General features: G+C 69.5%; 13 protein-coding genes. 8 read left to right on the top strand and 5 right to left on the bottom strand.

The window, feature by feature from the left end:
* Positions 1–28: 28 nt before the first annotated feature.
* Positions 29–697 carry a response regulator gene (locus ABFX54_RS13020; RefSeq protein ID WP_346104514.1) on the top strand — a complete coding sequence of 223 codons (669 nt, stop codon included), beginning with the start codon at positions 29–31 and terminating at the stop codon, positions 695–697.
* 147 nt (positions 698–844) lie between these two features.
* On the opposite strand, the gene ABFX54_RS13015 is transcribed toward ABFX54_RS13020, so the two are convergent.
* The 5 genes from ABFX54_RS13015 to ABFX54_RS12995 form a co-directional block, all read right to left on the bottom strand.
* On the bottom strand, positions 845–1,450 hold the full coding sequence (locus tag ABFX54_RS13015; RefSeq protein WP_346104638.1) for a DUF6879 family protein: 606 nt from the start codon (positions 1,448–1,450) through the stop codon (positions 845–847).
* A gap of 372 nt (positions 1,451–1,822) precedes the next feature.
* Positions 1,823–2,623, bottom strand: a complete 801-nt coding sequence (locus ABFX54_RS13010; protein WP_346104512.1) for a polyphosphate polymerase domain-containing protein — start codon at positions 2,621–2,623, stop codon at positions 1,823–1,825.
* 189 nt (positions 2,624–2,812) lie between these two features.
* A complete protein-coding gene (locus ABFX54_RS13005) occupies positions 2,813–3,352 on the bottom strand; it encodes a DUF4956 domain-containing protein (protein ID WP_346104636.1) in 540 nt (179 codons plus the stop codon).
* 110 nt (positions 3,353–3,462) lie between these two features.
* Positions 3,463–4,125, bottom strand: a complete 663-nt coding sequence (locus ABFX54_RS13000) for a response regulator transcription factor (RefSeq protein ID WP_346104510.1) — start codon at positions 4,123–4,125, stop codon at positions 3,463–3,465.
* Positions 4,122–5,543 (bottom strand): sensor histidine kinase, encoded by a 1,422-nt coding sequence (locus ABFX54_RS12995; protein ID WP_346104509.1) that lies wholly within the window; start codon positions 5,541–5,543, stop codon positions 4,122–4,124. Before ABFX54_RS12995 ends, ABFX54_RS13000 begins: the two co-directional genes overlap by 4 nt.
* A gap of 244 nt (positions 5,544–5,787) precedes the next feature.
* Between ABFX54_RS12995 and ABFX54_RS12990 the strand changes: the two genes are divergently transcribed.
* From ABFX54_RS12990 to ABFX54_RS12960, 7 genes are all read left to right on the top strand, one after another.
* The gene (locus ABFX54_RS12990) at positions 5,788–6,033 is read left to right on the top strand and encodes a hypothetical protein (RefSeq protein ID WP_346104507.1); all 246 of its coding nucleotides are present in this window, start codon (positions 5,788–5,790) and stop codon (positions 6,031–6,033) included.
* A gap of 84 nt (positions 6,034–6,117) precedes the next feature.
* Positions 6,118–6,897: an SDR family oxidoreductase gene (locus ABFX54_RS12985; RefSeq protein WP_346104505.1), complete on the top strand. Its 780-nt coding sequence runs from the start codon at positions 6,118–6,120 to the stop codon at positions 6,895–6,897.
* A 141-nt stretch (positions 6,898–7,038) separates the two neighbouring features.
* Positions 7,039–7,707 carry an ABC transporter permease gene (locus ABFX54_RS12980; protein ID WP_346104503.1) on the top strand — a complete coding sequence of 223 codons (669 nt, stop codon included), beginning with the start codon at positions 7,039–7,041 and terminating at the stop codon, positions 7,705–7,707.
* A complete protein-coding gene (locus tag ABFX54_RS12975; RefSeq protein ID WP_346104501.1) occupies positions 7,700–8,899 on the top strand; it encodes an ABC transporter ATP-binding protein in 1,200 nt (399 codons plus the stop codon). The genes ABFX54_RS12980 and ABFX54_RS12975 overlap by 8 nt, the downstream gene beginning before the upstream one ends.
* 31 nt (positions 8,900–8,930) lie before the next feature.
* Positions 8,931–9,707, top strand: coding sequence for an ABC transporter permease (locus ABFX54_RS12970; protein ID WP_346104499.1), 777 nt, complete (start codon positions 8,931–8,933; stop codon positions 9,705–9,707).
* Positions 9,704–10,666, top strand: coding sequence for a glycine betaine ABC transporter substrate-binding protein (locus ABFX54_RS12965; protein WP_346104497.1), 963 nt, complete (start codon positions 9,704–9,706; stop codon positions 10,664–10,666). Before ABFX54_RS12970 ends, ABFX54_RS12965 begins: the two co-directional genes overlap by 4 nt.
* A gap of 47 nt (positions 10,667–10,713) precedes the next feature.
* Positions 10,714–11,565 (top strand): SDR family oxidoreductase, encoded by an 852-nt coding sequence (locus ABFX54_RS12960; protein ID WP_346104495.1) that lies wholly within the window; start codon positions 10,714–10,716, stop codon positions 11,563–11,565.
* Position 11,566: the final 1 nt, after the last annotated feature.

Here is an 11,566-nt window from a genome sequence, read left to right as displayed (position 1 = left end):
TGACCATGACTCCCGCAGGCGGTGCTGAATGACCATCCGCGTCGTGATCTGCGAGGACCAGGAGATCGTCCGTACCGGCTACATGACGGCGTTTGACGCACAGCCGGACATGGCGGTGGTCGGCGTGGCCGCTGACGGCCCGGCCGCGGTCGAGACGGTCACCGCCCTGAAGCCCGACGTGGTCGTCATGGACATCCACATGCCGCTGCTGGACGGCATCGAGGTGACGCGGCGCATCGCCGGCCCCGGTGTCGTCGAGCCGCCGAAGGTGCTGGTGGTGACCACGTTCAACGTGGACCAGTACGTCTACGACGCGCTGCGTGCCGGCGCCAGCGGCTTCCTGCTGAAGGACGCTCCCCTGCTGGAGCTGGTGAACGGCGTCCGCACCGTCGCCCGCGGCGAATCCCTGCTCTCCCCCACCGTGACCCGCACCCTGATCGGCCGCTTCGCCGACCGCCTCCGCCCGGCGAGCCCCGCCCCCGCCGAGGATCCGCTCGCCGTCCTGGCCCCCCGCGAACGCGAGGTGCTGCGCCTGATCGCCCGCGGCCTGTCCAACGCCGAGATAGCCGCGGAACTGGTCATCAGCTTCGAAACCGTCCGGACCTACGTCTCCCGCATCCTCACCAAGCTGGACCTGCGCGACCGCGTCCAAGCAGTGGTCTTCGCCTACCGCACCGGCTTCGCCGACGACACGTAACCCTGATCCGGCTCACGTCCCCACGTGCGGGCGCGGCCATCCTCCCAGCCGGATCACCAGACCACAGACCTGGCGTTCACAGACCACAGACCTGGTGTTCATCAGCACAGGAACGCGAACGAGCGAAGAGCGCAACCCACGGCCCTCTCAAACGGTCATCCGCGGGGCGGGCAGCGGCACGATCTCCCGCTCGTAGTAGGCCCGAAACTCCTCCCCCGCCGCGAACATCTTGTCGAGCTCCCCCCGGCAGGCCGCGATCACCTCCCGATCATCGATCCGCCGCGCCCCGCTGTGGCGGCCCGACGCGTCGTACGTCACCTCGTACATGGCCACCGTCCCCAGCACGACCAGCTCCGGCAGCCGGCGACCGACCTCCTGCTCGGCCACCTCACCGGCGTCGAGCACCCGCACCTGCTCGGCAGCCGCCTCTCTCAGCGCGAGTACGTGCATCTCCCACTGCACGTACGGCGTGACGGGCTGCTCCACGATCCTGATCCGCCGCCGGGAGAACCGCTCGACCCGGCCCTCGCCCTCCCCCACCACACCGCATCCCCCGTCGACCAGCTTCATCGACCGATCCCAGTCGCCCTCCAGCATCGCGACCCAACCAGGCTCGTTCGGCTCACGAAAGCTCTGCACCCGTTCGAGTTTCCAGAAAACGTCATCAATCTTCCGGAAATTAGGCCAGAAATCGTCAAGGTACTCATCCGCACTCAGCAAGACACCCGGTATCTCATGAATGCGCTCAAGCATCGGATATTTCCCTTTTGCCCCGAAAGTAGCGCGTTCCGCAATCCAACCGACCAAGCCCGCCACCGTCGGACGGCAAGCACATCCAGCAGCAACCGCCACTCATCATCACTGCCCGAGTATCTGCCTATCACCATGTCATCCCGCTTGTCGAGTTTCCCCAGCCCAGACCGGCGCGGTCCGGTATCGCCCCTATCAAGCGACACCGATGAAGCACCAAAGCACAACAACTACTCCCCCAAAACCGACCACTCACCCGTAAGGCTCCAACCAGCCGTTCCACTCACCACTCGCGATATCCACCCCACTTCGCCGCGCTACGGATAGCAGCGAAGAACGGACGAGCGGCGAACGACACGACGGCGATCCCAGCCCTCAACCGACAACAAGCGACCGGCGGGGAGCGGGGCGGTGGGCCAGGTAGCGGTGCAGGATGGGGTGCCAGCGGTTGGCCGGCAAATCGCGGAGTGCGGCGACCGCGAGGCAGTATTTGCTCACGTTGACCGGACGCACCCCCAGCCGGCGCAGCAGCGTGTCGATCATCGCCTTCCCGTCCGCCGACTTCGACTCCAGCAGGACCAGGTCACCCCGAGCCGGGGTGCTGCGCGACCCGTCGTGGCACAGCAGGCTGGTGTCGCAGGTGAGGCGGGCCCCGCCGGACCTGTCGATGAGCGTCACCCGTCTGTAGTCGGTGGCCAGCACCGGCTCCAGCGTCTCGGGCGTGATGAGCCGCAACTCGCTGAGGAGCGTGTCGCGGACGAAGTCGAGCGCCTCCTCCGTGAGCGTGCCGCTGGGCGCTCCGTCGTAGGGGATGCGGTGTTTGTCCGTGCTGCCCCGCGCGCCGCTGAGCTTGAGCTCCAGCCATCGGCCACCCCCGTCGAGGTAGGTCCGGGTACGGAGCTTGAACCTGCGTCGCCTGCCTTGCCGGTGCTGGCGATAGGTGAGCAGGTCGGGGGTGTCGAAGTAGGTCGAGGTGTAGCGGAACTGCCGCCGCCCGCCGATCCGCAGCACACAGAGCCGATCCCCCGCTTCGGCCGCGAGCCGAGCCATGGTCGAGGCCGTCACGATGTATTTGCGGTCGACCCGGCTCATCAGCTCCGGCACCTCCTCCAGCCCGATCGGCGGCAGCCCGGCCGCGACCCCGGCCAGCAACGCATCGGCATAAGACTCACCCATCACCACGCCCCCTTCCACATTCGCGCCTTCCAGATCCACGCCTTCCACGTCTCCGCGTCCCCGTATCCCCGCCCGCACGCCCGGCTCATCCACCACCTCACCCCGGTCCACATGCAGGGCTCACTCATCAGGCCCCTGCCATGGGGTCCGGCCTCCTCCGGCAACGGACCTCACCCCACGGGGGCCCCATCAACGGACCCTCACCTTGGCGTTCGAGGCCGTGTAACGTACGTCCACCACGGTCACATCGCGGACGTAATCGACCTGAGTGACCACGCAGTGCAGCACCCGCCCCCGCAACCGGCTCTCCAGGTCCAGTCGCAGCGCCTCCGGGTCGGTGTGCACCACGTCGAGCGTCACCACCTGGTGGCGGGTCTGGCCGAGCAGGCCGGGGTGGTCGGCGAGGTACATCACCACCAGCAGCACCCCGTCGAGCAGCAGCGCGGTCAGGGGCCACGCGCCGGCGATGCCGTTGACCAGGCCCAGCACGATCGCGACGAAGTAGTAGGCGATCTCCTGCTGCGTGATCTCGCTCGATCTGAGCCGGATGATGGACAGCACGCCGAACAGCCCGAAGCCGACGGCGATGTCGACCCGCTGCACCAGCAGCAGCGACACGACCGCGAAGATGCCCACGTTGAGCGCTATGTAGGCGAACAGCAGATCACGCCGATGATGGCGCCGATAGTAGAGGCCGTAGGCGAGCGCGATGATCGCCACGAGGTCCATCACGAGTCCGGTCAGCAAGGCCGCTCCTTGGTAGTGCCCTCGGTGAACAGCTGGTGGTGCTCTTGGTGAACAGCTTGTCGAGGCGGGGTGAGGCGGCGGTGAGGTGATGATTAGGAGACTCTCATCCGGTAGCCGGTGCCCCGGACGGTCTCGATCCGGTCCGGGCCGATCTTGCGCCGCAGGTAACGCACGTAGACGTCGACCACGTTGGAGCCGGGGTCGAAGTCGAAGCCCCACACGTGGCTGAGCAGCTGCTCGCGGGTCAGCACCTGGTCGGGGTGGCGGCAGAAGATCTCCGCCAGCGCGAACTCCCTGGTGGACAGGTCCACAGCCCGATCCCCGACGTAGACCCGCCTGGTCCGCAGGTCGAGCGAGAGGTCGGCGACGCGCAGCACGGTCACCTCGGGTGTGCGGTCGGCCCGCAGCCGCAGCCGCACCCTGGCCAGGAGCTCCTCGAAGGCGAAGGGCTTGGCGATGTAGTCGTCGGCGCCGCCCTCCAGCCCGGCCACCGTGTCGCTCACGCTGTCACGGGCGGTCAGGATGATCACCGGGATGTTCACCATCGCGCTCCGCAGCCGCCGCAGCACCGTGAACCCGTCGCTCAGCGGCAGCCCGATGTCGAGGATGAGCAGGTCGAACCCGCCCGCACCGGCCAGGTCGTAGGCCGCGACCCCGTCGCCGACCACGGCCGTGACGAAGCCGTTGGCCCGCAGCCCCTTCTCCACGAAGGACGCGATCCTGGCCTCGTCCTCGGCGATCAGGATCCGGTTCAATGCAGCCTCCACAACTCCCACATGGGCAGGGACATGACGAAACAGGCTCCGCCGCCGGGAGCGTCCGTCACCCGCACGGTGCCTCCGTGAGCCTGGGCGATGGATCTGACGATGGCCAGGCCCAGGCCGGCCCCGTCGGGAGCGCCGTCGGGGGCGCCGGCCCGGCCCGCGCCGCGGACGAAGCGGCCGAAGATCCGCTCCCGCTCGGCGGGCGGGACGCCGGGGCCGCTGTCACGTACCCACAGCTCGACCCGGCCGTCGCGGACGGCGGAGCCGACGGCGATCAGGTCGTCGTCGGCGGTGTGGCGCACGGCGTTGGCCACGAGCTGCATGAGCGCCTGCGTGAGCCGGTGGCGGTCGGCGGGCAGGCGGGCCTCGGCCACCTCGTCGACCCGCCATCGGCGCGGGCCGAGCGCGCGCGCCTTGGCGACCACGCTGACCGTGAGATCGGCCAGCTCGACGTTGTCGAGCGTGAGGAAGCCCGGCTGCTCGGCCTTGGCCAGGATGAGCAGGTCGTCGACGATGCGGTTCATCCGGTCGAGCTCGTCGGTGACGAGGGCGAGGGTCTCGGCGCGCTCGCCGGGGTCGTCGCCCATGAGCTCCAGGTGGCCGCGGATGACGGTGATCGGGGTACGCAGCTCGTGTCCGGCGTCGTCCATGAAGTGCCGTTGCACGACGAAGGCCCGTTCGAGCCGGTCGATCATGTGGTTGAACGTCCCCGCCAGCGCCGCCACGTCGTCGTCGCCGGGCACCGAGAGCCGGCGGGTGAGGTCGGTGGAGTCACTGATCTGCTCCGCCGTCATCCGCACCAGCCGGATGGGCGCCAGCACCCGCCCCGCCACGAACCATCCGGCCGCCCCCGCCAGCCCCATCGCCGCCAGCGCGGACAGCCCGAGCACGCGTACGGCGTCGACGATCTCGTCGCGGTGCAGGTCGTAGAAGATCGCCACCACGAGGTGCCCCTGGCGGGGATCACCGGCCACGGTGACCGGAATGACGGCGTACTGGACCGTTCCCTGCGTGGTCTCCAGATCCGCGCGGACGACCCTGGTCGCGGTGGCCATCCGGGCGACCAGGGCGTCGTCACCGTCGATGGGGACGGGCGGCGGGATGAAGGTGGCCTTGCTGGCCTTGCCGTCGATGATGGTGAAGAAGGTCTCCCAGCGGTCGGGGGCGTTGAGCCGGAGATAGCCGGTGAGCAGGTCGTCGACGTCGGTCACCCGCTCTCCTGACCCGGGGTCGAGCGCGCTGCCGGCGTAGATCCTGAGCTTGGCGACCTCGTTGCGCAGCTCGGCGGAGATCCGGTCGTCGAGCCGGGTGAGCAGGACGGTCCAGGTGGCGAAGATCGCCACCGACAGGGCGAGGCCCACGACGGACAGCATCCAGCCCACGATGCGGGCCCGGGCGCTCATCCACATGCGCCCGCCCCATCAGTCATCGCCGTCATCGTCGCCACCACCGTCGTCATCGTCGTCGCCGCCCCCAGGTCTGGGCGCGGGCGGCTCGACCGGCTCGGCCCTCGACCTGCGCACCGTGGACCGCCCGCTCCTGCTCTCCTCGCCCGAAGCCGACGCCGTAGGCGTGGCCGTGGCTGTAGGCGTAGCCGTCGCCGTGGTTCTGGCGTCGCCCGAAGGCCGCACGCTCCTTCCGTCGGAAGGCTCCGTGCCCCTTCCGTCCACAGGTGGCGAGGGCGTCCCCGTACGCCGGCCCGACGAGGAGGACGGCGACGGAGAGGACGAGACCACGACCGGCCCGCCCAGATCCGGCCCCACCTCGGCCGCCCGCACCAGCTGTATCGACATGAACCCCGCCGCCGCCACCCCGAGACCGAGCAGGATCATCGCTCCCCGATGTTTCATGAGCATGACCCTGTCGTCCTTCGAGGAGACCACGCTGAGGCACAGATGAGAAACCTCTCATCTGAAAGCGCTCCACCGCAGTAGAATCATGTTCTAATCGCGAGGCAGCCGCCCCCGGCACGGAGGAGCGATCATGCTGGTACGGGACAAGGTCGTCGTCGTCACGGGCGCCGCAAGCGGCATCGGCCGCGGGCTGGCACTCAGGTTCGCCGAGGAGGGCGCGGCCGGCGTGGTCGTCGCCGACCTGGACGAGGCGGGCGCCGCCGCCGTGGCCAAGGTGATCGGCGACAGGGCCGCCCCCGTACGCGCGGACGTCTCCTCGGAGTCCGACGTGGCCGCCCTGGTCGACACCCCGTTCGGCCCGGTGGACCTGTTCTGCTCCAACGCCGGCATCATCGACGGCCGCGGCCTGGACGCCACCGACCAGGACTGGAACAGCCTCTTCTCGGTCAACCTCATGGCCCACGTGTACGCCGCCCGCGCCGCCGTCCCCTCCATGGTCGCCCGCGGCGGCGGCTACCTGCTCAACACCTGCTCGGCCGCCGGCCTGCTCGGCTGCCCTGGCGACGCCCCGTACGCGGTGACGAAGGCGGCGGCGATCGCGTTCGCCGAGTGGGTGGCCGTTCACTACGCCCCCAAGGGCGTCAAGGTCAGCGTCCTGTGCCCGCAGGGGGTGCGTACGGCGATGCTGGAGCACGGCATCGAGACCGGCCACCCGACCGCGAAGGCCGTGCACGCCGCCGGAGCGATCCTCGACCCGGCGGCCGTGGCCACGGCCGTCATCGACGGCCTGGCCGCCGAGCGTTTCCACATCTTCCCGCACCCGGAGGTCGCCGACCTGGCCCGCCGCAAGGCCGAGGACCCCGACCGCTGGCTGGCCACCATGGCGCACTTCACCGCCGGCCTGATGTGACCACATCGGCCGGCCCAAGGCCGCAAGACTCAAGACCGTAAAGCTCAAGGCTGTAAAGCCCGCCCCGGCAAACCCCACCAAACGGGACAGAAGTGACGTCTGTGACGTTTGAGGTTGACAAGCTTGGTTAAGTCCTAGGGGATGAGCCTGTGGGATTACGTCGAGGATCGGTGGGACCTCATCCTCTTCGAGACGGTCCAGCACGCCAGCATGGTGGCCCAATGCGTCCTGATCGCGGCCATTCTGGGCGTGCTCATCGGCGTGGCGTCCTACCGCCGTCCCCGGCCCTCGGCCCTGGCCACCACCATCGCGGGCGTGCTGTTCACGATCCCGTCGCTGGCCCTGCTGGGCCTGCTGATCCCGCCGCTCGGCCTGGGCGTGGCGCCGAGCGTGACCGCGATCGTCGTGTACGCGCTGCTGCCCATCATCCGCAACACCATCGTCGGCCTGCAAGGCGTGGATCCCCTGCTGGTGGACGCGGCCCGCGGCATCGGCATGAGCCGCCGCCGGCTGCTGGCCAGGATCGAGCTCCCGCTGGCCTGGCCGGTCATCCTCACCGGCATCAGGGTCGCCACACAGCTGGCCATGGGCATCGGTGCGGTCGCCGCCTACGTATCGGGCCCCGGGCTCGGTGAGCAGATCTTCTCGGGCCTGGCCCGGCTGGGCGGCGCGAACGCGGTCAACTCCGCACTGACAGGGACGATCGGGGTGGCGATCCTGGCGCTGCTCTTCGACGGTGTCTTCGTGCTGATCGGCCGGTTCACCACCCCCGGCGAACGGCGGGCCGCCATGGGAGGCGCTCATGGCTGACCAGCCCACCAGCGGCGTGCCGATCGAGCTGCGCAAGGTGACCAAGGCGTTCCCAGGAGGCCGCGAACCGGCCGTGCACGAGCTCGACCTCGACATCCCGGCCGGCGAGATCGTGGTCCTGCTCGGCCCCTCGGGCTGCGGCAAGACCACGACCATGCGCATGATCAACCGGCTGATCGAGCCCACGTCCGGCGACATCCTCATCGGCGGCCAGAACTCGCGCGGCATCGACCCCGACCGGCTGCGCCGCCACATCGGCTACGTGATCCAGCAGGCCGGGCTGTTCCCCCACATGACCGTGGCCGCCAACATCGCGCAGGTGCCCAAGATGCTCGGCTGGGACAAACGGCGCATCGCCGAACGCGTGGACGAGCTGCTGGAGCTGGTCGGCCTGGATCCGGCCACCTACCGCGGCACCTACCCGCGCCGTCTGTCCGGCGGCCAGCAGCAGCGCGTCGGGGTGGCCAGGGCGCTGGCCGCCGACCCGCCCGTCCTGCTCATGGACGAGCCGTTCGGCGCCCTCGACCCCATCAGCCGCGAACGCCTCCAGGACGAGCTGCTACGCCTCCAGGACGACCTGGCCAAGACGATCGTCTTCGTCACCCACGACGTGGACGAGGCACTCAAGATCGGTGACCACATCGCGGTCATGCAGCGGCCCGGCCACGTCGTCCAGTACGCCAGACCCGCCGAAATCCTCACCAGCCCGGCGAACGACTACGTCGAGCAGTTCCTCGGCGCCGGCTCCTCCATGCGCCTGCTGCGCCTGACCAAGGTCGGCGACATCGAGCTCGACCAGGTCCTCTACGCCTCCGAGGACGCCGACGCACAGGAGTTGCGCGCGAAGATCGAAGACGACGGACGCGGGTACGCGCTGATCACCGACGGCATGCGCCGCCCGCTCCGCTGGATCGGCCTGGACCACCTCGAAGGCCGCGAGGGCCCGGTCGGATCGGCCGGCGACCCGATCACGGGCGCCCTCAGCCACCGCATGACCTTGCAGGACGCCCTGGAAGAGCTGCTCAACGCCGACACCGACAACGTCCCCGTGGTGGGCAGGCGGCAGGCGTACGCGGGCTCGCTCTCGCTGGCCACGGTGCAGAACGCGATCGCCGCCATCAAGGCCCGCGAACGCGAGCGGCGTCTGCGGGGAGTGACCGCGGAAAGCGCCGCCGCTCAGGAGGCGCCATGACGGCCGAAAGCGCCGCCGCCGAGGAGGCGCCGTGACGGTCGAGAGCGCCGCCGCCAGGGAGGCCACGGCTCCCGAGCCGGAGATCGGCCGGTCGTGGCACGTCTTCCTGCCCCTGCTGGGCTACCTGGCCGTAGGCGTCGCGATGGTCCTCTACACGCAAATGGCGCCGCTCGACAGCATCGAACGCGGCTCGCTCAACCTGCCGTTCCTGCTCCGCCGCACGTGGGAGCACATCCAGCTGGTCTTCTTCTCCACCGTGCTGGTGCTCGTGGTGGCGCTGCCGCTGGGCGTGCTGCTCACCCGGCGCGGCCTGCGCAGGGCGACACCGTTCGTGCTGGCCCTGGTGAACGTGGGCCAGGCGACCCCGGCTGTGGGGCTGGTGGTGCTGCTGGCGGTGGTGTTCCAGATCGGCTTCTGGACGGCGGTGGCGGCGCTGTTCGCCTACAGCCTGCTGCCGACGCTGCGCAACACGATGGTCGGCCTCGACCAGGTCGATCCGCGGCTGACCGACGCGGGGCGGGGCATCGGCATGTCGGCGGCGGGGGTGCTGTTCAAGGTGGAGCTGCCGATGGCGGCACCGGTCATCCTGTCGGGCGTACGCACCACGCTCGTGCTGAACGTCGGCACAGCGGGCATCGCCGCGTTCATCGGCTCCGGCGGGCTCGGCGACCTGATCACCACGGGCGTGAGCACGCAGCGCAACCTGATCCTCATCACCGGATGCGTGCTGATCGCGGTGCTGGCGCTGATCATCGACTGGCTGGGCGGCCTCGCCCAGCGCTACCTGGCCCCGAAGGGCCTTTCATGAGGTCTCGCATCGTGGTGATGCTGCTCCTGCTCGTCGCGGTGACGGCGTGCGGCCTGCGCCCCGCGTCGTCGTTCGTGCCGCCGATCGAGCCGGGCAGCATCCGCCCGATCCCCTCGCTCGAAGGCGTCAAGGTGCGGGTGACGTCCAAGGAGTTCACCGAGCAGCTCGTGCTCGGCAAGATCGCGGTGGTCGCGCTCACCGCCGCCGGGGCGGACGTGTCCGACCAGACGAACGTGCAGGGCAGCGTCAACGCCCGCACCTCGCTGACGCGCGGCGACGCCGACCTGATGTGGGAGTACACCGGCACCGGCTGGATCACCTACCTCGGCCAGACGGAGGCGATCCCCGACGCCGAGAAGCAGTACGAAGCCGTACGCGACCTCGATCTGCGCGAGAACGGCATCGTCTGGCTGCCGCCGGCCCCGCTGAACAACAGCTACTCGATGGGGGTCACGCGCGCCACAGCCGAGAAGTACGGCCTGAAGACGATCTCCGACATGACGAAGGTCCCGGTCGCCCAGCGCACCTTCTGCGTCGATCACGAGACCTTCGGCCGCGACGACGGCTTCCTCGGCATGCTCAAGGGCTACGGCCTCCAGTACGGCAAGGACGTCCCCCGCAACAACGTACGCCGGATGTCGACCGGCGTGCTCTACAACGCGATCGCGGCCGGCCAGTGCACGCTCGGCATGATCACCACCACGGACGGCCGGATCGACGCGCTCGGCCTCGTGCTGCTGGAGGACGACAAACACTTCTTCCCGCAGTACAACGCGGCCGTGACCATCCGCAGCCAGGTGGCCAGGGCCCATCCGGAGATCGCCCGCATCTTCGCGCCCATCAGCGCCAAGCTCACCGACGACGTGATCCGCAGGCTCAACGCCCAGGTGGACGTGGACGGCGACGTGCCCGTGCTGGTCGCCCGCGACTGGCTGCGGTCGGAGGGTTTCGTCAGATAGCCGGCCCCTGGCGTTAGCCATACCCGATCAAGGGCAGGCCCGAGGGCATGTCGCAGACACCACCACCCCAGAGCCAGCCGTACCCGGGTAAAAGCGGCGAGATGACGCCGCAGCCGCGTGACGAGATGCGCGACTACGCAGGCCGCGGCCTGCTGGACGGCAAGAAGGCCCTCGTCACCGGCGGCGACTCGGGCATCGGCCGGGCGGTCGCGGTGGCCTTCGCCAAGGAGGGGGCCGACGTCGCGATCGCGTACCTGAGCGAGCACGAGGACGCCGCCCACACCTCCTCGCTGGTGAAAGCGGCCGGGCGGCGCTGCGTGCTGCTGCCCGGCGACCTCGGCGACCGCGCCCACTGCGCCTCGGTCGTCGAGCAGACCGTGTCGGAGCTGGGCGGCCTGGACGTCCTGGTGAACAACGTGGCCTACCAGGAGCCGGTGGACGGCCTGGAGGAACTGTCCGACGAGCAGTGGGAGCACACGTTCGCGGTCAACATCCACAGCTACTTCCGCGTCACGAAGGCCGCGCTCGCCCACATGGGCCAGGGGAGCGCGATCGTCAACACCTCGTCGATCAACGGCCTGCGCGGCAACAAGACGCTCATCGACTACTCCGCCACCAAGGGCGCGATCAACGCCTTCACCTACGCCATGGCGCAGAACCTGGTCGAACGCGGCATCCGGATCAACGCCGTCGCCCCAGGGCCGGTGTGGACGCCGCTGATCCCGGCCACCTTCCCCGAGGAGAAAGTGGAGTCGTTCGGCGAGCAGGTGCCGATGGGGCGACCCGCCGATCCCGACGAGATCGCCCCATCGTACGTGTTCTTCGCCTCCAACCGGCTGTCGTCGTACTACACCGGCGAGGTCCTGGCCCCCATCGGCGGGGAGACGCTGCCCGGCTAGA

The organism is Nonomuraea maheshkhaliensis, assembly GCF_039529435.1.
GTDB lineage: Bacteria > Actinomycetota > Actinomycetes > Streptosporangiales > Streptosporangiaceae > Nonomuraea > Nonomuraea maheshkhaliensis.
This window is presented reverse-complemented; position numbering and strand designations above follow the sequence as displayed.